The sequence below is a fragment of the Pseudomonas sp. FBCC-B545 genome, from assembly GCF_059134095.1.
On sequence record NZ_CP101441.1, the window covers coordinates 341788 to 365555 of the forward strand.

The following is a 23768-nucleotide window of genomic DNA, read 5'->3' on the forward strand; positions in this document are numbered from 1 at the left end:
GTCAACTGTGGGAGGGGGCTTGCTCCCGATAGCGGTAGTCCAGGCAACTCATCTCTGTGAGTCCTACACAAATCCACCAATACCACTATCACCCCATTTTGCCTTTCTGCCACATCAGCTACGCATTGCCTGCCTAGCATGGCCTTCATCCGTTTGATGAGGTGCCTTGCATGAACACAGCCCTGACCCAACCCGGCGCGCCCATGAAGGTGCGCGGGATCCAGAAACGCTTTGGTGCCTTCACCGCGCTGGACAACGTGTCTTTGGACGTCGCCGCCGGCGAGCTGGTGTGCCTGCTCGGCCCCTCCGGCTGTGGCAAAACCACCCTGCTGCGCTGCATCGCCGGCCTGGAGCGCCAGGACAGCGGCGAGCTTTATCTGGGCGAGCGTGACGTTTCCCTACTGCCGCCCCAGGCGCGGGACTACGGCATCCTGTTTCAGTCCTATGCGCTGTTCCCCAATCTCAGCGTGGAAGCGAACATCGGCTATGGCCTCACCGGCAGCGGCCGTGATGAAGTACGCAAGCGCGTCGGGCAGATGCTCGAGCTGGTCGGCCTGCTCGGCAGCGAAAAGAAATACCCCGGTCAACTCTCCGGCGGCCAACAACAGCGCGTCGCCCTGGCCCGTGCATTGGCGCCGGCCCCGTCGCTATTGCTGCTGGATGAACCGATGTCAGCCCTCGATGCCCGTGTGCGCGAGCATCTGTGCACTGAGCTGCGCCAACTGCAACGGCGCCTGGGCATCACCACCTTGATGGTGACCCACAACCAGGATGAAGCCATGTTGATGGCCGACCGCATTGCCGTGATGAACAACGGCAAGGTCGAGCAGTACGCCACGCCGCAGGAAATCTACGACCGTCCGGCCACGCCGTTCGTGGCCGAGTTTGTTGGCCAGGGCAATTGGCTGCCGTTCAGCCGCAACAGCGCCAGCCATGCCCAAGTCGGCGGCCTGAACATGCGCCTGGCCGACGATGCGGGCGTGGCCAATTCCGGCCGCCTGTTTTGCCGGCCGGAAGCCATCAGCGTTAACCCGCCAGTGCATGAGGAAAACCTGTTCCCGGCCAAGGTCCGCGAGATCACTTTCCTCGGCAACCGTTGCCGCATGAGCTTTGAACTGGAACAGTTGCCAGGCCATCCATTGTTGGCCGAACTTGCGCCCGAAGCCATGCCGCGCCTGGGCGCCCAGGATATCTGGGTGGCCTTGCCGCCGCGCAGCCTGCAGGTGTTTGCCTGAGATGGCCGCTGTCATGACACTGCCGGTACCGCGTCAGGTGTCCCGCGCCGAGTGGGGCGACCGTATCTTCGTGGTCGGCGGCAAATGGCTCTGGCTGGGCCTTTTGGTGGTGGCGGTGTTGCTGCCACTATTGGCTATCTTCTGGCGCGGCTTCAGCAGCGAATCCGGGCAGGGCGGTGGTCTGGTGGCCGCGGGCGAACTTCTGACCAGCGCCAACTTCCACTGGTTGCTGGGCAATAGCCTGAAAGTGTCCCTCAGCGTGGCAGCCATCGTCGTACCGCTGGCCTATCTGTTTGCCTACGCCCTGCAACGCACGTTGATTCCCGGCAAATCTGTCTGGCGTGGCTTGTCGTTGCTGCCGTTGATGGCGCCATCGATGCTGCCGGGCATTGCCCTGGTCTATCTGTTCGGCAACCAGGGCATGTTGCGCGGCTTGCTCTCGGACAATATCTACGGCTTCTGGGGCATTGTGCTCGGTGAAGTGATCTACACCTTTCCCCATGCCTTGATGATCTTGCTCTCGGCGCTGTCCCTGGCGGATGCACGCTTGTTCGATGCCGCGTCGAGCATGGGCGCCAGCCCGGCCCGGGCGTTTCGCAGCATCACCTGGCCGGCCACGCGCCAGGCGGTGTTCGCCGCGTTCTGCCTGGTGTTTACCCTGACCATCACCGACTTCGGTGTGCCGGTGGTGGTGGGCGGTGATTACCAGGTGTTGGCGCTGGAAGCCTACAAGGCGGTGGTCGGTCAGCAACAGTTCGGGCGCGGCGCGTTGATCGGCATGGTGTTGCTGCTGCCGGCACTGTTCAGCTTCGGCGTGGATGCCTGGTTGCGCCGTCGGCATGGCGACTCGATGAGCGGTCGCGCCCAGGTGTTTCTGCCCGCGCCATCGCGGCTGCGCGACGGTTGCTACCTGGCCATCGTGTTGCTGATTTGCGCGGTGTTGCTGCTGGTGTTCGGGATGGCGGTGTATTCGTCGCTGGTGAAGTTCTGGCCGTACAACCTGTCGCTGTCGCTCCATCACTACGAGTTTGAAGACACCGCCGGCGGCGGCTGGCTGGCCTATCGCAACAGCCTGACCATGGCGCTGTGCACGGCGTTGATCGGCAGCGTACTGATCTTCACTGGCGCCTACCTGATGGAAAAGACCAAGGGCCAGAAGGGCCTGAACCTGGCGCTGCGCATGCTCAGCTTCGTACCGATGGCCGTGCCTGGTTTGGTGCTGGGCCTGGGCTACGTGTTCTTTTTCAACCTCAACGGCAACCCGCTGCATGTGTTCTACGGCAGCATGGCATTGCTGGTGGTGTGCACCATTGCGCACTACCTCACTACTGCGCAGATGACCGCCACCACCGCCCTGCGCCAATTGGACGCCGAGTTCGAAGCCGCTGCGCTGTCCCTCAAGGCACCGCTGTATCGCCACTATCTGCGTGTCACGGTACCGATTTGCCTACCGGCGCTGCTGGATATCCTGCGCTACCTGTTTGTGTCGGCGATGACCACCGTGTCCGCCGCGATCTTTCTCTACAGCCCCGACACCATCCTCGCCGCCGTCGCCGTCCTGAACATGGACGACGCTGGCAATGTGGGCGGCGCCGCGGCCATGTCGACCCTGATCCTGTTCACCTCAGGCGGCGTCTCGCTGCTGTTGGCGTGGGCCTCACGTGGCGCGCTGCGTCGCTCCCAAGCCTGGCGCCAGACCGCGCCCGGCCAATAAACAAACCTGAAGGAGGTGCTCCATGTTCAAACCCCTGGCGCTGGTCGCTGCGGTACTCACGGCATTCAGCCTGAATGCCTTCGCCAAGACCGAGCTGACCGTGTACACGGCCCTCGAAGCCGAGCAATTGAAGACCTACAAAAAAGCCTTCGAGCAGGCCAACCCCGACGTCGAAATCAAGTGGGTACGCGACTCCACCGGCATCATCACCGCCAAGCTGCTGGCCGAGAAAGACCGCCCGCAGGCTGACGTGGTGTGGGGTTTGGCCGCCTCCAGCCTGGCGATCCTCGACCAGCAAGGCATGCTCGACAACTACGCGCCCAAAGACCTGGACAAGATCGGCGAACACTACCGCGACGCCGCCAACCCGCCGGCCTGGGTCGGCATGGACGTATGGGCCGCGACCATCTGCTTCAACACCATCGAAGCCCAAAAGCAGGGCCTGGCCAAGCCGGTGAGCTGGCAGGACCTGACCAAGCCTGAGTACAAGGGCAAGATCGTGATGCCCAACCCGGCGTCCTCCGGCACCGGCTTCCTGGATGTCAGCGCCTGGTTGCAGACCTTCGGCGAGAAGCAAGGCTGGCAATACATGGACGATCTGCACCAGAACATCGGCCAGTACGTTCACTCCGGCTCCAAGCCATGCAAGCTGGCGGCGTCCGGTGAGTTCCCGATTGGGATTTCCTTCGAGTACCCGGCGATTCAACTCAAACGCCAGGGTGCCCCGTTGGACATCATCCTGCCGAAAGAGGGCCTGGGCTGGGAGATTGAAGCCACCGCTGTGATCAAAGGCAGCGCCCACGGCGACGCCGCGAAAAAACTCGCTGACTTCTCCGCCAGCCCAGCGGCGATGGAGCTGTATAAGGCCAACTTCGCCATCCTTGCCCAACCAGGTATCGCCAAGCCGCAGACCGAGTTGCCGGCCGATTACGAGCAGCGCCTGATCAAGAACGACTTTGCCTGGGCGTCGAAGAACCGAGACAGCATCCTGACTGAATGGCGCAAGCGCTATGACGGTAAGTCGGAGAAGGTGGCGGGTCAGTAAGGTTTTCGTTAGGGCTTATGGCCCCTTCGCAGGCAAGCCAGCTCTCACATTTGAAGGTATTCACACATCAAAATGTGGGAGCTGGCTTGCCTGCGATAGCGGCTTCGAATTCAGGACATCACTCCATGACACACCACAGCGACCTGCTGATCATCGGCGCCGGCATCCTCGGCCTGTCCCACGCTTATGCCGCCGCCAAGCGCGGCCTCAAGGTCAAGGTGTTCGAGCGCAGCGCCACGCCTCTGGGCGCCTCGGTACGCAACTTCGGCCAAGCGCTGGTCACCGGCCAGCCGCCGGGCCAGATGCTCGACCTGGCTCGGGAAAGCCGCGATATCTGGGCACAGTGGGCGCAGGTGGCCGGCCTGCAGCTCAAGCGCAACGGTTCATATCTGTTCGCCCGCACCGAAGCCGAAGAGCATCTGTTGGAAGCCTTCTGCAGCGATCGTGCGCAAGAACACGGCTACAACGTCGAGCTGCTGCAAGGCAATGCGATGAAGGAACTCTACGCCGGCCAGTTCCGCCATCACCGCGCTGCGCTGCACGGCAAGGACGACCAGCAACTGTATTCTCGCGAGGCGATCCCGGCGCTGGTCCACTACCTCAGCCAGGCGCTGAACGTGGAGTTTCACTTCTCTACCCTGGTGCGCGACGTTGAGCCCGGCCAGTTGCACAGCACCGCAGGCAGCTTTCGCGGCGAGCAGATCATTGTCTGCTCCGGCCATGACTATCAGACCCTGTTGGCCGAATCCATCGCCCAGCTCAACCTGCAAACCTGTCGCCTGCAAATGCTGCGCGCCCGACCGATGTTTAACCTGGAGCTGCAACACGCCCTGCTCACCGGCCTGAGCTGCGTGCACTACGGCGCCTTCGCCGACCTGCCGGAAGCCTGCGCGGTGCAGGCGCAGATCCTGCGCGAAACGCCGCACCTGCATGAGCACGGTATCCACCTGCTGATCAGCCCGACGCCCCGCGGCGAACTGATCATCGGTGACTCTCACCATTACGGCAGCGATCCGTCACCCTTCAACGCTGAGCAGGTGGATGACTGGATGATCGAGTTGGCCGAGCACACCCTGGGGTGCAAGATCCAGGTGGTCGAGCGCTGGCAAGGCGTCTACGGAGCTCGCGGACCGGGTCCGTTTTCGTTTGTGCAGGCGGCACCCGGTGTCAGCGCCGCGTGGATGCACACCGGCGTGGGTATGAGTGTAGGGCCGGCGCTGGCCGAGCGAAATATCAGCTCACTGTGGGGAGGGGCGCGATGAACCCTGGGCCCACAGCGTGAATTCATACGTCCAACGCGGAAGGGGCGGCTAGAGATGCGATGGCGCACGTCGATACGCTCACGCCTCTATCAACCACGAATGAGAGCATTCGATGCGCTACTTAAAAGCCACTGCCCAGGACCGAAGCGGTAATGGAAAGGCCGATACCGTCTTTCTGCATTTTTACGAACGCGGTGCCGGCGGGTTCGATGAGTTGGTTCATGAGGCATTCGCTGTTGATATGAACGGTGATAAAAACGTGGATCTTCAAACTGTTGTAGACATCGACGTTGAAGGCCAAAGCATGGTCATCGACAGCCACTTGCTTACGTTATTCGCCAACGCCTTTCTTAAGTTGAACTGGTTTAACGGTGGCGAAAGCTGGAAGCGCACATTGGTGGTTGTCGCCGTCCATGAATACGAAAAACGCCCGCCCAATGGCGTGAAACTCAATTTTCTGGAACGGCGCAGCACGGTGCGCAAACCTACCCTGGCTTTTCAGGCCGCCGCTTATGACGGTTACGGTAATGGTGTATTGGAATGGTTTACCAATACCGACGTGGACAAGAACGGTGTGGTGGATGAGGTCGATAAAGAACTGATCCGTTCCCTGTGCAGCAGTTTCCTTGCCTTTAAATGGTACACAGACCCGGTGTCAGCGGCATGTTGATGCACATTTCTCAACTGGATAACGTATTAATCAGAGTGTTGTGCAAGCTCTTTATTGCGTTCAAGTGCTATGCACACAAGGAATAAAAAAGTGCGTTATTTAAAGGTTATTGCACAGGACCAGACCGGGGATGGCCGCGCCAATACGGTGCGGCTTCAGTTCTACCAACGTACGCAATGCAATCAGGACAGCTTGCTCAATGAGGTGGTGGCCTATGATTTCACCTCAGACGGGAAAGTGGACTATAGCCGGGGAGACGTTACAAATAACGGTCAGGAAAACAGCCTGGACAGGGTGCTGTTGGACAGGTTTGCCAATGCCTATCTGAAAATCAATTGGGTTAATCGCGGGACTGGTACAAAGCGCTATATGAAGATTTTTTCCGAAGACTTCTATAAAGACGGCACTCCCGACACCGTGCGCCTGCATTTGCATAAAGGGCCTGGGCTGCTCAGTTCGGACACTCAGGTCTCTTGGAGCGCTGCCTATGATTTTGATAACAATGGCGAACTTGAGTGGGACATTCATTCCGACATCAACCGGGATGGTGTTATCGATGATGTGGACAAGCACCTGGTCCAGCAGTTGGCCGAACTCTACTTGAAATTCAATTGGCACACGCCCGAAGCCTTCGACGTCAAGGTTATCGATGTTCCGGCGCAATGATTGACGCGCAGTCAAGTCGCTGTTTCCTACCGTCATGGCGGATGCCACGCTCTAGCGGTTAGAGGAAGCTTGAACTAGCGTATGGCCCTGTTCTTTATGTGAGACATTCCATGCGCTATTTAAAAGTTACCGCCCAGGATCGCAGTTTTTCCTATATCGATCGAAATGGCGTAGTCGACCGAAGTGGCCAGGAGTTGGTTCGTCATCTGTGCAATGTTTTTCTTGCCTTCAAATGGTATGAGGAGTCTTGCCCGGTGCAGTAAGTCGCGAAGGTTGTTATGTCGTGGTTTCTTACGGGGTGTGGCGTCGGTATCACCTATAAAGAAACGCGGGGCATCACTATGTTGGTCCCTGATATTTCTAATGAGGCAATACCGATGCGTTATGTGAAAGTGATCGTGCAAGACCGTACTGAAAATGACCGGGCAGACACCGTTAAGCTGTACTTTTTTCAAAGGGATCCGGATTTACCCGATGAGCTTATGCATCAAGCCGTGGCTTTTGACGCCACGGCTGACGGGGCGGTGGATTTTCAGTCGACTGGGGATATCGATTTCAATGGAGCATCGACGCTCAGGGATCGGCGGTTACTGAAGACTTTTGCCAATGAGGCATTGAAACTCAGCTGGTTCAATAGGGGCGAGGGTGCCGGGCGCTCTTTGAACTTTTACGTGAGCCGCTATGACGAGCTTGGCACGCCGCGGGAAGTGCGCTCGGACTTTTTCCAGCGCAGCAGTTCGGGTGGCAAGGACAAGCTGGTGTATAGCAGCACGGCTGGCGACCAGGATTGCGATGGTGGTTTGGACCCTCTCGCGCCTGACGATCAATTCGAACTGTTCGATACCGTGGACCAACAAACTATCCATGCCTTGAGCAAGTTGTACCTGCGATTCAACTGGCACTGATCGTCAGTCAACACTTAGTTCCAGGGCCAGGGCCAGGATCTGCTCCTGGCGCTCAGCCTGGCTCAGCTTGGCGTGGGGGTTGAGGCTCGACCATTGCGGGTGGGCGCGGGCCTTGCCCAAGGCGTCGGGCAGCTTGCCCTCGCGCCAGGTTTTGTCCTGGGGCGTATCGACCTTTATGCTGTGCATCGCTGCATGGCCGCGCAGGTTGAGGGCCTTGAGCAGTTGGCGCTGACGCAGGGCGAGCAGGCGCAGCACGCTGTCGTCAACGGTCAGCTCGCGGTGGCCCTTGAGCTTGCCGAGCAGGCGGCTGCCGTAGCTGCGTGCGGTTTGCAGGGCGCCACCGGCGATAGCACCGGCCAGGGCTGCAGCGCCGAGGGTCAGGCCGCCGACCAAGAGATCCACGCCCGCGCCGGCCGCAGCGCCGGCGGCAATCCCACCACCGACCCGCACGCCAAGCTGCTTGAGGGTTTCCGGGTTGAACAGGTCATCGCCCCAGCGCCCGTCGAGCAATGGCAGGTCACTGGCGGCGGCATCCTGCGGGCGGAAGCCGAACAACTTGAGCAAGGCTTCGACGCACTTCTGTTCGCGCTGGCGCACGGCTTTACGCAGATCGCCGATGGCTTGCTGTTCATCCTCGGTGACCACGCTGCGACGGCAGGCGGCGCAGTCGATCAGCAGCTCGGCGATCAATCGCGCAGCGCTTTGCTGGCGGGCCTGGCGCTGGGCCTCTTGGTCAAGGATCAAGCGCTGCAACTGCGGCCGTGAGGTTTCCAACAGCAGGGCCAGGCTTTCATACAGCCGGCGCTCGCCGTCTTCCGGCGGCGCCACGCTGTCGAAACGCACCAGCGCATGCAGTCCGAGGCGGGCCAGGGCTTCGCGCCAGTCCGGCTCGCGATGCTCGCTGCTGCTGACGAAGTTGAGTACCGGCAGCAATGGCTTGCCGCAACTGGCCAGCACCTGCAGCTCATCGCGGTACTTGGCCAGCACCGGTTCGCGGGCGTCGATCACATACAGGCCGGCGTCCGAGGCCAGTAGTTGGCGCAATACCTTGGCTTCCTGTTCGAAACGCTGACGGGCTTCGCTGCCGTCCAGGAAGCGCGCAAGGCGGGACGGGCCGTCCAGGCGTTCACCGGGGCGATCCAGGCGTTCGAGGTAGTCGAGCAGGGCGATGGCGTCTTCCAGTCCGGGCGTGTCGTACAGTTCCAGCAAGGCTTCACCATCCACCGACAGGCGTGCACCTTCGACATGCCGTGTGGTGCTGGGGCGATGGGAGACTTCACCGAAGCCCACGTCACGGGTGAGGGTGCGCAGCAGGGAGGTCTTGCCGACGTTGGTGTGGCCGACCACGGCGAGTTTCAGCGGTTTAGTCATGACCGGTCTCCAGCCAGTTCAGCGGCGCACAGTCGGCAAACATTAGATCAAGCTGTTGCAGCGCGGTGTGCCAATCACTCAGGCGCTCGGCGTCCAAGGCCTGGCCCGGCGGGGCTTGCAGCAGCCATACACGGGTGGCGGTGGCGCTGCGTGCCAGTTCGGCAATCAGCGCCAGGCTGCCACGGTCCGGCGAGCGGCGCGGGTCGCAGGCGATGGCCAGGCGTGCGGGCGGGAAACGGCTGAGTTGCTCCAGCAGTTTGTTACGCGATTCGCGGCTGTCGAGAATGCCAGCGTTCTTTACGCTGGCCGGCAGCTTGGGCGGCCAAGGGTGTTGATCGTCCAGCTCGATGGCGACCAGCAAGGCGCCGTCGCTGTCCAGATCGCTGACACCACCGCTGACGTGGTGCAGTTGCTCGGGCGCCACATCGTTGACCCCCAGGCGTTCGCTGCTGGGCATCAGGCGTTCGCGCAACTGGCTGTAGCCGGGCAGGTTGAGGTCCAGGCGCAATGCGGCACGCCCGACGTTCCAGCGCCACAGGCAGAACAGGGCGATGATCAGCCGGGGCAGCAGGCCGTAGACCAGCAACACGCCCACCAGCCAGGCGGCCCAAGCTTGGCGGGCGCTTTCGATATTCAGCGCGGAATCGCCGCTGGCGCGGATCATGTCGACGCTCGGCACGTTGAAGCCCAGCAGCGCGGGCAGGGTGCCGAGGGCTTGGGTTACGGCGACAAAGGTGTCGGCACCGAGAATGGTGGTTTCCCACACAAAGCCGTAGCGCCGTGTGGCCAACAGGGTCAGCAAAATCACCAGGGCACTGAGTAGTGCCAGCAGCCACAGGCTGTTGACCAGCACACCCAGCGCCCAGCGATTGAGTTTTTGCCGTTGCAGCAACAGCAACAGCGCCGGTGCCAATTGCGCGGCCTTGGCGTCGCGGGCGAGTTTTTCGCTGAGCCACAACCACAGTCGCCCGAGGCTGGCGCCGTGCTCGCCGGCAAACAGCAGGCCCAGGGCCCAACTGATCAGCAAAATAAGGTTCAAACCGAGCAGGCTGCCCAAGGCCCAGAACACATTCACCGGCGTCAAGCCGTTGCCTAATGCGGCAAAAGCCAAGCCAGCGCCACTGATGATTGCGACTACTGCCAGCAACATCAGCGCCAGGCGTGCGCCTTGCAGCCAGCGCGTGAGGGCGCCGGTCAGGCCATCGCGTTCGGCCAGGTGCAAGGCCCGTTGCTGGATCCGCGTCGACAGGTCGCCACCAGCCGCACGGGCCAGGCGGTTGGCTTCCAGGTCTTCCAGGGGGCCGGCGTGTTCTTCACGCAGGCGCACGGTTTCGGTCAGCCAGAGTGTGTGCAGGGGGTTCAGTGCAGTCACGCGCCATCCTGTTGTTTCAGTGAGGTTGGAGCATAACCGCTGGCTCGCGCCTCTGGTATTCTCGTCGCCATGAAAAAATCTCTCCCTTTAAGCCTGATCGCAGCCCTCGGTGAAAACCGCGTGATCGGCGTCGACAACAGCATGCCCTGGCATTTGCCGGGGGATTTCAAATATTTCAAGGCCACCACGCTCGGCAAGCCGATCATCATGGGGCGCAAGACCTGGGACTCCCTGGGCCGACCGCTGCCGGGGCGCTTGAACCTGGTGGTCAGCCGTCAGACCGATCTGGCGCTCGAAGGTGCGCAAGTTTTTCCGTCACTGGAAGCGGCGATAGAACGGGCTGAGGAATGGGCCAAGGCCCAAGGCGTGGACGAGCTGATGCTGATCGGCGGCGCGCAGTTGTATGCGCAGGGGCTGGAGCAGGCCGATCGCCTATATCTGACGCGGGTGGCGTTGAGCCCGGAAGGGGATGCGTGGTTTCCAGAGTTTGATACGAACCAGTGGAAGCTGGTGTCGAATCTGGAGAATCCAGCTGAAGGCGATAAGCCGGCCTACAACTTCGAAGTCTGGGAAAAAGCCTAAAAGCATCGGGGGCAAGCCCCCTCCCACATTTTGATTTGTGAATACATTCAAGTGTGTGGGAGGGGGCTTGCTCCCGATAGGGGTCTATCAGGCCTGCGCTAACTCGGCATGCTCATCGGCATTCAACAGCGCTTTATCCGTCTGCCCCATGATCTGGCTGGTAATAGCACCCGCCGTCATCGAACCATTGACGTTCAACGCCGTGCGGCCCATGTCGATCAGCGGCTCCACGGAAATCAGCAGCGCCACCAGTGACACCGGCAAGCCCATGGCCGGCAGTACGATCAGCGCGGCAAAGGTCGCACCACCGCCCACGCCGGCAACGCCCGCCGAACTCAAGGTCACAATCGCTACCAGGGTCGCGATCCACAGCGGGTCCAGGGGGTTGATGCCCACGGTCGGCGCGACCATCACCGCCAACATCGCCGGGTAAAGACCGGCGCAACCGTTCTGGCCGATGGTCGCGCCAAACGAGGCGGCGAAGCCGGCGATGGATTGCGGGATACCCAGGCGACGGGTCTGTGCCTCGATGCTCAGCGGGATGCTCGCTGCGCTGGAGCGGCTGGTAAAGGCAAAGGTCAGCACCGGCCAGACCTTGCGGAAGAAGCGCAGCGGGTTGATCCCGGCCAGGGACAGCAGCAGGCCGTGCACCACGAACATCAGGCCCAGGGCCAGGTACGACACCACCACGAAACTGCCGAGCTTGATGATGTCTTGCAGGTTGGAACCGGCGACCACCTTGGTCATCAGCGCCAATACTCCGTACGGCGTCAGCTTCATCACCAGGCGCACCAGGCGCATCACCCAGGCTTGCAGGGTGTCGATGGCGTTGACAACCTTCTGGCCTTTCTCCACGTCATCCTTGAGCAGTTGCAGCGCGGCGACCCCCAGGAAGGCGGCGAAAATCACTACGCTGATGATCGATGTCGGCTTGGCCCGCGCCAGGTCGGCGAACGGGTTGGCTGGCACGAACGACAGCAGCAATTGCGGAATATTCAGGTCGGCAACCTTGCCGGCGTAATCACTCTGGATCACTTGCAGGCGCGCCATTTCCTGGGTGCCGGCCACCAAGCCTTCGGCAGTGAGGCCGAACAGGTTGGTCAGGCCGATACCGATCAACGCCGCGATGGCGGTAGTGAACAGCAGCGTGCCGATGGTCAGGAAGCTGATCTTGCCCAGGGAAGAAGCGTTATGCAGGCGTGCCACGGCACTGAGGATCGAGGCGAACACCAGTGGGATCACGATCATCTGCAGCAGTTGCACATAGCCATTGCCGACCAGGTCAAACCAGCCGATGGAAGCTTTGAGCACCGGGTTGCCGTCGCCGTATATCGTGTGCAAGGCCGCACCGAACAGTACGCCCAGAACCAAGGCGAAGAGCACCTTCTTGGCCAGGCTCCAGTTCGTACGACGGGTTTGTGCCAGGCCCAGCAAGAGGGCCACGAACACCAATAAATTGAGAATCAGGGGCAGATTCATTGAAGCTCCGTTGAGAAGGCAGCCAATCGCGTGAGCCTGCGATTGCGAACCGGGAAGCCTAACAGCTTGAAATATAATGATTTAATACCGATATGGAATGGCGACTGTCGTTTTTGGAATAAGCCAATGGCGCTCATACCTATGCCCTTGGCGTGATCAAGACGTCAGCAGTCGCGCCCGGGCGATAACTGTCATACGGATTTGTTAGCGTCGATGTCTTTCACTCAGGGAGACAACGTCTATGAAGCTTGCGCCGAAACTACTGGTATCCGCCGCTTTCCTCCTCGGACTCGCCAGCCAGGCGTTCGCCGCCACCGAGTTGAAACACTGGCCGGCGCCGGCTGCCAAGCAGTTGAGCGCAATGATCGCCGCCAACGCCAACAAGGGTAACTACGCGGTGTTCGACATGGACAACACCAGCTACCGCTACGACCTCGAAGAGTCCCTGCTGCCGTACATGGAAAACAAAGGCCTGATCACCCGCGACAGCCTCGATCCTTCGCTCAAGCTGATGCCGTTCAAGGACACCGCCGAACATAAGGAAAGCCTGTTCAGTTACTACTATCGTCTTTGTGAAGTCGACGACATGGTCTGCTATCCGTGGGTCGCCCAGGTGTTCTCCGGCTTCACCCTCAAGGAACTCAAAGTCCAGGTGGACGAGCTGATGGCGTCCGGCAAGCCGGTGCCGGTCAGTTACTTCGAAGGCGATGCGGTGAAGCAGTCTGAAGTGCAGCCGCCGAAAGTCTTCACTGGCCAGGCCGAGCTATACAACAAACTGATGGAAAACGGCATCGAGGTGTACGTGATGACCGCCGCTTCCGAGGAACTGGTGCGCATGGTCGCTGCCGATCCGAAGTACGGCTACAACGTCAAACCCGAAAACGTCATCGGCGTGAGCACCCTGCTCAAGGATCGCAAGACCGGCGAGCTGACCACCGCCCGCAAGCAGATCGCCGCCGGCAAGTATGACCAGAACGCCAACCTCGGCCTGGAGCTGACCCCTTACCTGTGGACCCCGGCAACCTGGATGGCCGGCAAGCACGCGGCGATCCTCACCTACATCGACGAATGGAAAAAACCGGTGATTGTCGGCGGTGATACACCCACCAGCGACGGCTACATGCTGTTCCACGATGTGGACGTGGCCAAGGGAGGCATCCATTTATGGATCAACCGCAAGGACAAATACATGACCCAGCTTAACGGCATGATCGCCAAGCACGCGGCGGCGCAAGCCAAGGAAGGACTGCCAGTGACGGCGGACAAGAACTGGGTGATCGTCAAGCCGGAGGAGATTCAGTAAAACCGAGTCGTCCTTATCGCAGGCAAGCCAGCTCCCACATTTGAAATGTGTTCACAAATCAAAATGTGGGAGGGGGCTTGCCCCCGATGGCTATCTGAAGAACACCACAAAACCCAGAGCAATAAATAGATATCAATTGCGAACCAATCTCATCCTCTGCTAGCGTGCACACCTCCTGAACCCCATGTTCTTCTCAAGGTAGTGCCGTGCTCTCCTGGAATTCGCAGATCGCGCGCCTGTTCGCGGAGCAGAAGAAAGCCCTCGAAGCCTTCGTCACTCGCCGCACCGGCAGTGCCCAAGTGGCCGCCGACCTGACCCAGGAATCTTTCCTGCGCCTGGCGCGGCTGGATTCCGGCGACAAAATCGATAACCTTCCTGCCTTCCTTTTCACCATCGCCAGCAACCTGGTGCGCGATCATCAGCGCCAGGCCATCCGCCGCGAGCGCCTGGATGCCGGGGAGCCCAGCGATGAACTGCCGTGCAGCAACCCAGGCGCCGATGAACAATTGGCGGCCTACCAGCAGGAACAGTTAATTCAGGCTGCCATCCTGGCGTTGCCCGAAGCGACTCGGCAGATCTTCCTGCTTTATCATGTCGACGAACTTTCCTATCGCGAGATCGGCGAACGCCTGTCGATCAGCCCGCGCAGTGTTGAATACCAATTGCGTCGCGCCTTGATTGAATGCCGTGGCTTTATCAAGAAGCGGCTTGCCTGTGATGAACAAGGACGTCGGTCATGAACGCTACCCCCACAGCCGACGAACTGTTCGACGAAGCATCCGCCTGGTATTTCCGCCTGCAGGCCGAGGATGTCACACCTAGCGAACTGCAGGCTTTCGCCATCTGGCTGGAGCGGGGCGATGCCCAGCATGCCGCCTGGCAGGAAGTGCAGGCGATGCTCGACGGCTTGCACGAACCGGCGCGGGTAGTTCGCCGCGCCGAACAGGCTGCCTGGCGCCAGCCCGCACGGCGCTGGGCCTGCGCCGCGGCCGTGCTGCTGGCGGTAGGCCTGACTGTGCAAAACACACCTTGGCTTGACCGTATGCGTGCGGACTATGCCACCGGCACCGGCGAGTCACGCAGCATCGAACTGGCCGATGGCTCCCACCTGCAGCTCAATACCGACAGTGCCATACAGGTGCGCATGAGTGCAGGCGAGCGCCAGGTGCGCTTGTTGCGCGGCGAAGGTTTCTTCGAGGTGGCCAAGGACCCGGCGCGACCGTTCGTGGTGCAATCCGGCGACGGCTGGGTGAAGGTGGTCGGCACCCGGTTCAGTGTGGCGCGACGCGATGCGCAAACCCACGTGCAAGTGGCTCAGGGCAAGGTGCAGGTTAGTTCCGGCAGTGGCATACCGGTGTATCTGGAGCCGGGACGGGCGGTGGAGTACCAGGACAAACGCCTGGCTGAAGTCCACGGTTTCGACGCGGCCAGCGGGTTTGCCTGGCGCCAGCGGCAACTGGTGTTTCGCCAGCAACCGCTGTCGGACGTGGTCAGCGAGCTGAACCGTTATTGGCCGGGCAAGACCCTGATACTCGGCGACGCATTGCGCAATCGCGTGGTCTCCGGCGTGTTTGAAATCGATAAACCCGACGCGGTGATCAAGGCGCTGGAACACACCCTCAACCTGCGTGCCGAGCATTACACCCCGTATTTGCTGGTGCTGCGCGAGGGCAAGGCGTCGTAGTCGCAACTTTTTTTGAAAATACTTTCAGGGTTTTCCGGTGAGCATTCGTCCTTGATCACTGAGGCGCAAATAGTAAGCACTCTCAAGTAGTGCCGCGCCGATTACAGACTTTTTGCACCGGGGAGTTCCATCCATGGCACACCGATTCGCCGCATCGCCCTTGCTCGCGCTGGTCATTTGCTTGACCTGCACTGCGTCGCTATCCCTGCAAGCTGCCGAGGCCACCCAGGCCCAGGCTTACCGTTTCGATATCCCCGGGCAAAGCCTCGACGGCGCGCTGGCGGCATTTTCAGCGGTGACGCGCGTGCAGGTGCTGGTGTCCGGTGAGTTGACCCAAGGGGTGGTGTCGCCCGGGGTGAGTGGCCATCTCGGCCAGCGCGAAGCCTTGGCGCAATTGCTTGGTGGTACGGGCCTGAGTGCGGCCTTTATCAACACCGACACCGTGACCCTGGAGAAGCGCGTAGCCACCGGCGCCGCTATCGAAGTCGGCGCCACCACCATCAGCGCCGCACATCTGGGCGCTACCACCGAAGGCAGTGGCTCCTATACCACCGGTGCGGTGACGCTGGGCAGGGGCGAGCAGAAGCTCAAGGACATCCCGCAATCGGTCAGCGTCATGACCCGTAAACAAATGGATGACCAGAACACCACTAAGCTTTCCGAGGTGGTCAAGCGTACCCCGGGCCTGACGGCGACCAAATCCCCCGGGCCGGGTATGTTCATCTTCTCCCGTGGTTTCGAAATCGGCACCCTGCAATACGACGGCGTACCAATCCCACGTAATACCTACGCGCTGGGCAGTTACCTCACCGAAAACATGGCGATCTATGACCGTGTGGAAACCCTGCGCGGCCCGGCCGCCTTGCTGCAAGGCGCCAACAGCCCCGGCGGCACCATGAACCTGGTGCGCAAGCGTGGCCAGCAGGACCCGACCGTCACCCTCACCGCCAAGGCCGGCTCCTGGGACCACTACGGCACCCAGGTCGACGCGGGCGGCCCGCTCAACGCCGAAGGGACTTTGCGTGGCCGCTTTGTAGCGGACTACGACACCACCCACTCATTCGTCGACTACGCCGGTGGCTGGAACCAGACGGTGTACGCCGCCGTCGACTATGACTTCACTCCCGACACTACTATCGGTGTGGGCATCAGCAACCAGAAGGGGCATTCGCGCCCCAACTTCATGTCGCTGCCGCGTTATGCCAACGGCAACGATATCGGTCTGCCGCGCTCTACCTTTGTCGGCGCCAGCTGGAACCGTGCGGTCAATAACCAGACCCAGGTGTTCGCCGAGGTGGAGCATCACTTCAACGATGACTGGAAGATCAAAGCCGCGCTGGTAGCCATGGATGAACATAACGACGCGACCTACCAGGCAACCTGGGACGCTATCCCCAACCCGGGCACCGCCGGCAACGTGCGGTATGTGGACTGGGTCACCGACTTCAATACCAAGAGCCGCGGTGCGGACGTGTATGTAAACGGCACCTTCGAGGGCCTGGGCTTCCAGCAGGAGATGGTGCTGGGGGCGAACTATTCCAAACTGACCACCGATGACCAATGGGCACGCGCTGCAACGGCGGGCGCGGATATCTTCAACATTGACCACAACCGCCCGCAGCGCGACAAATACCAGCTGTTCGCCCAGGGCAACGCGTCGAATAGCTGGTATGACATACGCCAGAAAGGCATCTACGGCACCTGGCGGGTGAAAGTGCTGGACCCCTTGACCCTTATCCTAGGCGCACGCACCAGTTGGTATGAGTATTCCTACATAGGCCAGAGCGGTTCCCGCGGTACGTATGGCGCGCCAGAGGAAAGCACCACGCAAACCTCCGGCAAGGTCACTCCGTATGCCGGCCTGGTCTACGCCCTGAATGAACAATGGTCGGCCTACGCGAGCTACGCTGATGCCTTTGAGCCGCAAACCAACCTGACTACCTCGGGCTCTTTGCTTAAGCCCATCGAGGGCAAGAACTACGAGTTGGGTATCAAGGGTGAATTGGCGGACGGTCGGCTCAACACCTCGTTTGCGATCTTTCGCTACGACCAGCAAAACCGTGGCGTCCAGGACCTTCAAGGGCCGATGAACTGCAATGGCTGGTACTGCTCGGTTGCCTCGGGGAAGGTGCGTAGCCAAGGCTTCGAAGCCACCTTGAGCGGCGAGGTGTTGCCGGGGTTGCAACTGGTTTCCAGCTATACCTACAACACCACCAAATTCCTCAAGGACGACACCTACGAGGGCAAGATATTCAGCACCTGGACACCCAAGCATCAACTTAAGGTCTGGGGTGATTACCAGTTGCCGGGCGACTGGCAGAAGTTCAGCGTGGGCGCCGGCGTGACTGCGCAAAGCAGCACCGAAGCCTATGACCGCAACTTCAGCGTGCCCGGCAATGCGCTGTGGGATTCGCGTGTGGCTTACAGAATCAACCAGGAATTCAGCGTCGCGGCGAACCTGAACAATATGTTCGACAAGAAGTATTACATCCCGGCCTACAACGCGAACTGGGGCAGCAACTACTACGGCGACCCACGCAATGTGATGTTCACCATGACCTACACCCCACAGTTCTAAAACCTGACGCATCACTTCTGTGGGAGGGGGCTTGCCCGCTAAGACGTCGGCCCAGCCAACATTGATGTTGGCTGACCCACCGCTATCGGGAGCAAGCCCCCTCCCACATTTTGATCATCATTGTGCTTGGGGTTATCTCCAGGCAAAAAAAATGCCCCGCACCTGGCGGGGCATTTTCATGCGCGGGGCTTACAGGCCGTCGAGCATGGCTTTGTTGCGTACGGCACCCTTGTCGGCGCTGGTGGCCAACAACGCGTAGGCCTTCAACGCAGTAGTGACTTTACGCGGACGTTTTTCCACCGGCTTCCAACCCTTCTTGTCCTGCTCGACCCGACGTGCAGCCAGTTCTTCGTCGCTGATCAACAGGTTGATCGAGCGGTTCGGAATGTCGATCAGCACCTTGTCGCCATCCTGCACCAGGCCGATGGCGCCACCGGCAGCCGCTTCCGGCGAAGCGTGGCCGATGGAGAGGCCCGAGGTGCCGCCGGAGAAGCGCCCGTCGGTCAGCAGCGCGCAGGCTTTGCCCAGGCCCTTGGATTTAAGGTACGAGGTGGGGTAGAGCATCTCCTGCATACCCGGCCCGCCTTTCGGGCCTTCGTAGCGGATGATCACGATGTCGCCTTCCTTGACCTCGTCGGCGAGGATGCCGCGTACCGAGCTGTCCTGGCTTTCGTAGATCTTGGCGCGGCCTTCGAAGACATGGATGGACTCATCCACACCCGCGGTTTTCACCACGCAGCCGTCGAGGGCGATGTTGCCGTACAGCACGGCCAGGCCGCCTTCCTGGGAGTAGGCGTGCTCGACACTGCGGATGCAGCCGTTTTCACGGTCGGTGTCCAGGCTGTCCCAACGGGTCGACTGGCTGAAGGCGGTCTGGGTCGGGATGCCCGCCGGGCCGGCCTTGAAGAAGGTGTGTACGGCTTCGTCGTCGGTCTGGGTGATGTCCCATTTGGCGATGCCTTCGGCGATGGACTTGCTGTGCACGGTCGGCAGGTCGGTGTGCAGCAGGCCGCCGCGGGCCAGGGAGCCGAGGATCGAGAAGATCCCGCCTGCGCGGTGCACGTCTTCCATGTGGTACTTCTGGATGTTTGGCGCGACCTTGCACAGTTGCGGCACGTGGCGGGACAGGCGGTCGATGTCGCGCAGGTCGAAATCGATCTCGGCTTCCTGGGCCGCGGCCAGCAAATGCAGGATGGTGTTGGTGGAACCGCCCATGGCGATGTCCAGGGTCATGGCGTTTTCGAACGCCTTGAAGTTGGCGATATTGCGCGGCAACACCGACTCATCGTTCTCGCCGTAGTAACGCTTGCACAGCTCGACGATGGTGCGGCCGGCCTGCAGGAACAGCTGCTCGCGGTCGCTGTGGGTGGCCAGCGTGGAACCGTTGCCCGGCAAGGCCAGGCCCAGGGCTTCGACCAGGCAGTTCATCGAGTTGGCGGTGAACATGCCGGAGCACGAACCACAAGTCGGACAGGCGCTACGCTCGTATTCCGCGACCTTCTCGTCAGAGGCGCTGGAATCGGCGGCGATCACCATGGCGTCGACCAGGTCGAGGCCGTGGGAAGCGAGCTTGGTCTTGCCGGCTTCCATCGGCCCGCCGGAGACGAAGATCACCGGGATGTTCAGGCGCAAGGCAGCCATCAACATGCCAGGAGTGATCTTGTCGCAGTTGGAGATGCACACGATGGCGTCGGCGCAGTGGGCGTTGACCATGTACTCCACGGAGTCGGCGATGATCTCGCGGCTCGGCAGCGAGTACAGCATGCCGTCATGACCCATGGCGATGCCGTCATCCACGGCGATGGTGTTGAATTCTTTCGCTACACCGCCGGCGCGTTCGATTTCACGGGCGACCAGTTGACCCAGGTCCTTGAGGTGGACGTGACCGGGTACGAACTGGGTGAAGGAGTTGGCAATCGCGATGATCGGCTTCTTGAAGTCGTCATCTTTCATCCCCGTGGCACGCCACAGTGCGCGGGCGCCGGCCATGTTGCGGCCGTGGGTGGATGTTTTCGAGCGGTAATCAGGCATTGGAGCACTCCGGGCGGCTAATCAAGTACTAAAGGGGAGTGAGCTTCTAATTGACGACTGGAACACCCGAAAAATGGCCGTGTGTCCGGAAGTTGCCACTCGCGTCGCGGGATCGCCGCGTGCTTGGGCCTCGAGCTCATAAACCCGCCGGGGGATGACTGGCGATGAATAGGGCCGATTCTACACCGCTGGCGGCTGGAGGGAATGGCCGAAACCGTGAAGATAACGGCTATGGGACGTGTGGGCGTGGCTTGATCAGTGCATTCAGGGCGAGCCCTGCGGCGCTCAGGATTAGAAAGCACAGGGCGAGGGCGATGGTCAGGTTGTCGGTGGCCAGGTTGATCACCAGGCTGATCAGGCCACCGCACATGAAAATCAGCAGGCTACCGGCGGAGGTCGCTGTGCCGGCCAGTTGTGGATAGAGGCTCATGGCCTTGGAGTTGGCGATGGGACGGCAGATGGTAGTGCCGGCAGTGCAGATCAACATCGGGATCAGCACCGTGGCGGCAGACAGGCCGAACTGCCAGGCCAGCCAAAGCATGACCAGGCCTGAAAGGGCGATCAAAAGCAGGCCGGTATTGATTTGACGGACTGCGTCCATCTTGCGATGCAGGACGCTGGCAATCACTCCGCCGAATACGTAGGCCGCGCCATATAGCAGCAGTGCCCAGGCAAATTGATACGCCGACAGGTTCAAGCGCTCCATGAAGATCAGTGGCGACATCACAATGAACGAGAAATGACAGGCAAAGGCCAGGGCAGAAATCAGCCAGTAACCGATAAATCGTATGTCGGAGAACAGCAGCCAATACCCACTGAAAAACTGTCGCTTGGACGGGCGGTGGCTGCTGCGGGCATCGTGCAATAGACGTGCGGACCACAGCCACACCACGGTTGCCAGCGCGATAAACACGTAAAAGCTGGCCTGCCAGCCGCCCAGGAGCTGCAGCCAAGTCCCCATCAGCGGCGAACTGGAGATGAAAATCCCTCCGGCGGTGGTCATCCAGATTCGAATCCGCTCCAGTTCCCGACCGGCGAACAGGTCCTGGATCAGCGCCTGTGACAAAGCAAATGCCCCGCACCCCACCGCCTGGACTACGCGAAAGCCAATGAACCATCGAAAGTTCTCAGCCAATAAGCATCCCGCTGCGCCAATCGCCGATAGTGCAATACCGGCCAGCAGCAGCTTCTTGCGGCCAAACAGGTCAGACAACGGCCCGATCAGCAGCAACGAGACCGCCAGGCCAATGGCGAAGACACTGACGGATTGAGCGATCTCGGAAGGCGTAGTGAGAAAGTGGCCGGAGAGGGCGGGGAATGAGGGCAGGACCACGTCGAGCGGGAAGACGGCCAGCAACGTCATTGTCATCAGCAGAAGGATGATGGATGACTTTTTTGATGAGGGCGCACGATGCAGCATCAGCCTGTTCGCTCGATCCGTGAGGGGGAAACGAGGGTCGATCTGGCTGCAAGCAAAGTCAACGGATGCTGCGGCAGGACAATTCCGAAAATCCCGTAGGAACACCCGTTGAGTGCTCCTGCGGGGCCTATAGCCTATTAGCTATTAGGCAACAACCGGCACGTAATGCTCTTGATATAGCGTGTTTCGACAATCGCTGGGTGTACCGGGTGATCCGGACCCTGACCGCCACGCTCGAGCATCTGGATATTGCGGTCCAGGTGGCGGGCGCTGGTCAACAGGATGTTCTGCAGATCGTCTTCTGGCAGGTGCATGGAGCACGAGGCGCTGACGAGGATGCCGTCCTTGCTGAGCAGGCGCATGGCTTGCTCGTTGAGGCGGCGGTAGGCGCCTTCGCCGTTCTTCATGTCTTTCTTGCGCTTGATGAAGGCCGGTGGGTCGGCGACGATCACGTCGAAGCGCTCTTCGCTGGCTTTCAGTTCCTTGAGGGCTTCGAATACGTCGCCTTCGATGCAGGTCATCTTCTCGGCAACACCGTTCAGCGCGGCGTTGCGCTCGACGCCGTCGAGGGCGAAGGCCGACGCATCGACGCAGAACACTTCACTGGCGCCAAAGGCGGCGGCTTGCACGCCCCAGCCGCCGATGTAGCTGTACAGGTCGAGCACACGCTTGCCCTTGGCATACGGGGCCAGGCGGGCGCGATTCATGCGGTGGTCGTAGAACCAGCCGGTTTTCTGGCCCTGGATCACCGGGGCTTCGAATTTCACGCCGTTTTCTTCCAGCGCCACCCACTCCGGCACCAGGCCGAACACGGTTTCGACATAGCGGTTGAGCCCTTCGGCGTCACGTGCGGCGGAGTCGTTCTTGAACAGGATGCCGCTCGGCTTGAGCACTTGGGTCAGCGCGGCGATCACGTCTTCTTTATGGGCTTCCATGGTCGCCGAGGCGATCTGTACCACCAGGATGTCGCCGAAACGGTCGACCACCAAGCCAGGCAGCAGGTCGGAATCACCATAGACCAGGCGATAGAACGGCTTGTCGAACAGGCGGTCACGCAGGGACAGGGCGACGTTCAGGCGGTGCACCAGCAGCGACTTGTCCAACGGCAACTTGATGTCGCGCGACAGCAGGCGAGCGCAGATCAGGTTGTTCGGGCTCATGGCCACGATGCCCAGGATCTTGCCGCCGGCCGCTTCCAGGATCGCCTGGTCGCCTGCCTGGAAGCCATGGAGTGGTGTGGCGGCCACGTCGATTTCGTTGCTGTAGACCCACAGGTGGCCGTTGCGCAAACGACGATCGGCGTTGGCTTTGAGACGCAGGCTTGGCAGGGACATGACGTCGCTCCGGAAAAAAGAGCGGGAGTATAGCGTGTTGCGCATTATTTGGCGGCGGCACCGGACATGTGGGAGGGGGCTTGCTCCCGATAGCAGTGTATAAGCTGATATCCAAGTGACTGATTCACCGCAATCGGGAGCAAGCCCCCTCCCACATTTGATCGGGTTTCAGTTTGGGTTGTGGGTGTCGGCCATGTCCGCATAAGGGTTAGAATTCGCGTCTAGCCCAGAGTGTGTACTTATGTCCCAAGAGCTTTCCGCCGAGCAGATCCAACAGGTCCTGCAAGGCATCAGCGTGCCGCCCCAACCGCAGATCATGGTGGATTTGCAGATGGAGCAGTACATGCCCGACCCGGACCTGGAAGTGATCGCACGGTTGATCGCCCAAGACCCGGGCTTGTCTGGCGCGTTGCTCAAGATCGTCAACTCGTCGTATTACGGCTTGAGCAACAAGATCGCCTCCATCCAGCGTGCGGTTAACCTGTTGGGCAGTCGGTCGGTCATCAACCTGATCAATGCCTTGTCGATCAAGGGCGAGATGAGCGACGACACCATCGTCACCCTCAACCGCTTCTGGGACACCGCCCAGGATGTGGCCATGACCTGCCTCACCCTGGCCAAGCGCACCGGCACCCAGGCGGTGGACGAGGCCTATGCCTTGGGCTTGTTCCATGATTGTGGCGTGCCGCTGATGCTCAAGCGTTTCCCCAACTACATGGCGGTGCTGGAGCAGGCTTATGCCAGCGCCGGCCCCGAGCGCCGCGTGGTCGACACCGAGAACAACGCGTTCAACACCAACCATGCGGTGGTCGGCTACTACACCGCCAAGTCCTGGCGCCTGCCGGAACATGTGACCGATGCCATCGCCAATCACCACAATGCCCTGGCGATTTTCAGCGATGAGACGTCGCGCAATCCGCAGCTCAAGAACCTACTGGCGATTTTGAAGATGGCCGAGCATATCTGTTCGTCCTGTCGCGTGCTGGGCAACCAGGCCGTGGACCATGAGTGGAACGCGATTGGCCATCTGGTGCTGGATTACGTGGGCCTGTCGGACTACGACTTCGAGAGCCTGAAGTTGTCGATCCGCGAACTGGGCGCGCACTGACCCGTTATT

19 protein-coding genes are annotated in these 23768 nt (G+C 60.7%); 13 read left to right on the forward strand and 6 right to left on the reverse strand.

Features of this window, described 5'->3' with window-relative positions; translation table 11 throughout:
* Positions 1-170: 170 nt before the first annotated feature.
* The 7 genes from NMB39_RS01575 to NMB39_RS01605 all read left to right on the forward strand — a co-directional run bounded on the left by NMB39_RS01575 (position 171) and on the right by NMB39_RS01605 (position 7497).
* Positions 171-1235, forward strand: a complete 1065-nt coding sequence (locus tag NMB39_RS01575) for a putative 2-aminoethylphosphonate ABC transporter ATP-binding protein (RefSeq protein WP_057022803.1) — start codon at positions 171-173, stop codon at positions 1233-1235.
* A 1-nt stretch (position 1236) separates the two neighbouring features.
* Complete coding sequence (locus NMB39_RS01580) at positions 1237-2949, forward strand: putative 2-aminoethylphosphonate ABC transporter permease subunit (protein ID WP_494339674.1); 1713 nt, start codon at positions 1237-1239, stop codon at positions 2947-2949.
* A 22-nt stretch (positions 2950-2971) separates the two neighbouring features.
* Positions 2972-3994: a putative 2-aminoethylphosphonate ABC transporter substrate-binding protein gene (locus tag NMB39_RS01585; RefSeq protein ID WP_057022805.1), complete on the forward strand. Its 1023-nt coding sequence runs from the start codon at positions 2972-2974 to the stop codon at positions 3992-3994.
* Between the two features lie 125 nt (positions 3995-4119).
* Positions 4120-5256 carry a TIGR03364 family FAD-dependent oxidoreductase gene (locus NMB39_RS01590; RefSeq protein WP_494339673.1) on the forward strand — a complete coding sequence of 379 codons (1137 nt, stop codon included), beginning with the start codon at positions 4120-4122 and terminating at the stop codon, positions 5254-5256.
* Positions 5257-5368: 112 nt separating this feature from the next.
* On the forward strand, positions 5369-5926 hold the full coding sequence (locus NMB39_RS01595; protein WP_057022807.1) for a hypothetical protein: 558 nt from the start codon (positions 5369-5371) through the stop codon (positions 5924-5926).
* A 90-nt stretch (positions 5927-6016) separates the two neighbouring features.
* Positions 6017-6592, forward strand: coding sequence for a hypothetical protein (locus tag NMB39_RS01600; RefSeq protein WP_494339672.1), 576 nt, complete (start codon positions 6017-6019; stop codon positions 6590-6592).
* 377 nt (positions 6593-6969) lie between these two features.
* Entirely contained in the window at positions 6970-7497 is a 528-nt protein-coding gene (locus NMB39_RS01605; protein WP_057022966.1) for a hypothetical protein, read from the forward strand.
* Between the two features lie 3 nt (positions 7498-7500).
* Here NMB39_RS01605 and NMB39_RS01610 read toward each other — a convergent pair whose 3' ends face one another.
* Both NMB39_RS01610 and NMB39_RS01615 read right to left on the reverse strand, forming a co-directional pair.
* On the reverse strand, positions 7501-8868 hold the full coding sequence (locus NMB39_RS01610; RefSeq protein ID WP_494339671.1) for a DUF3482 domain-containing protein: 1368 nt from the start codon (positions 8866-8868) through the stop codon (positions 7501-7503).
* On the reverse strand, positions 8861-10240 hold the full coding sequence (locus NMB39_RS01615) for a DUF2868 domain-containing protein (RefSeq protein ID WP_367235643.1): 1380 nt from the start codon (positions 10238-10240) through the stop codon (positions 8861-8863). The genes NMB39_RS01610 and NMB39_RS01615 overlap by 8 nt, the downstream gene beginning before the upstream one ends.
* A gap of 69 nt (positions 10241-10309) precedes the next feature.
* Here NMB39_RS01615 and NMB39_RS01620 point away from each other — a divergent pair, with 69 nt between their 5' ends.
* Positions 10310-10822, forward strand: a complete 513-nt coding sequence (locus NMB39_RS01620) for a dihydrofolate reductase (RefSeq protein WP_057022812.1) — start codon at positions 10310-10312, stop codon at positions 10820-10822.
* Positions 10823-10909: 87 nt separating this feature from the next.
* Here NMB39_RS01620 and NMB39_RS01625 read toward each other — a convergent pair whose 3' ends face one another.
* A complete protein-coding gene (locus NMB39_RS01625) occupies positions 10910-12301 on the reverse strand; it encodes an L-cystine transporter (RefSeq protein WP_057022813.1) in 1392 nt (463 codons plus the stop codon).
* A 241-nt stretch (positions 12302-12542) separates the two neighbouring features.
* Between NMB39_RS01625 and NMB39_RS01630 the strand changes: the two genes are divergently transcribed.
* The 4 genes from NMB39_RS01630 (at position 12543) to NMB39_RS01645 (ending at position 17866) form a co-directional block, all read left to right on the forward strand.
* A complete protein-coding gene (locus NMB39_RS01630) occupies positions 12543-13604 on the forward strand; it encodes an HAD family hydrolase (RefSeq protein ID WP_057022814.1) in 1062 nt (353 codons plus the stop codon).
* Between the two features lie 206 nt (positions 13605-13810).
* A complete protein-coding gene (locus tag NMB39_RS01635; RefSeq protein WP_494339670.1) occupies positions 13811-14344 on the forward strand; it encodes an RNA polymerase sigma factor in 534 nt (177 codons plus the stop codon).
* Positions 14341-15288, forward strand: coding sequence for a FecR family protein (locus NMB39_RS01640; protein WP_057022816.1), 948 nt, complete (start codon positions 14341-14343; stop codon positions 15286-15288). The genes NMB39_RS01635 and NMB39_RS01640 overlap by 4 nt, the downstream gene beginning before the upstream one ends.
* 133 nt (positions 15289-15421) lie before the next feature.
* The gene (locus NMB39_RS01645; RefSeq protein ID WP_494339669.1) at positions 15422-17866 is read left to right on the forward strand and encodes a TonB-dependent siderophore receptor; all 2445 of its coding nucleotides are present in this window, start codon (positions 15422-15424) and stop codon (positions 17864-17866) included.
* 189 nt (positions 17867-18055) lie between these two features.
* Here the strand turns inward: NMB39_RS01645 and ilvD are convergent, their stop codons facing one another.
* The 3 genes from ilvD to NMB39_RS01660 form a co-directional block, all read right to left on the reverse strand.
* Positions 18056-19897 carry a dihydroxy-acid dehydratase gene (ilvD, locus tag NMB39_RS01650; protein WP_046069958.1) on the reverse strand — a complete coding sequence of 614 codons (1842 nt, stop codon included), beginning with the start codon at positions 19895-19897 and terminating at the stop codon, positions 18056-18058.
* 229 nt (positions 19898-20126) lie between these two features.
* Positions 20127-21260 carry an MFS transporter gene (locus NMB39_RS01655; RefSeq protein ID WP_494339668.1) on the reverse strand — a complete coding sequence of 378 codons (1134 nt, stop codon included), beginning with the start codon at positions 21258-21260 and terminating at the stop codon, positions 20127-20129.
* Between the two features lie 194 nt (positions 21261-21454).
* Positions 21455-22651 carry a class I SAM-dependent rRNA methyltransferase gene (locus NMB39_RS01660; RefSeq protein ID WP_494339667.1) on the reverse strand — a complete coding sequence of 399 codons (1197 nt, stop codon included), beginning with the start codon at positions 22649-22651 and terminating at the stop codon, positions 21455-21457.
* A gap of 295 nt (positions 22652-22946) precedes the next feature.
* Here NMB39_RS01660 and NMB39_RS01665 point away from each other — a divergent pair, with 295 nt between their 5' ends.
* Positions 22947-23759, forward strand: a complete 813-nt coding sequence (locus NMB39_RS01665) for an HDOD domain-containing protein (RefSeq protein WP_172833449.1) — start codon at positions 22947-22949, stop codon at positions 23757-23759.
* The last annotated feature ends 9 nt before the right edge of the window (positions 23760-23768 follow it).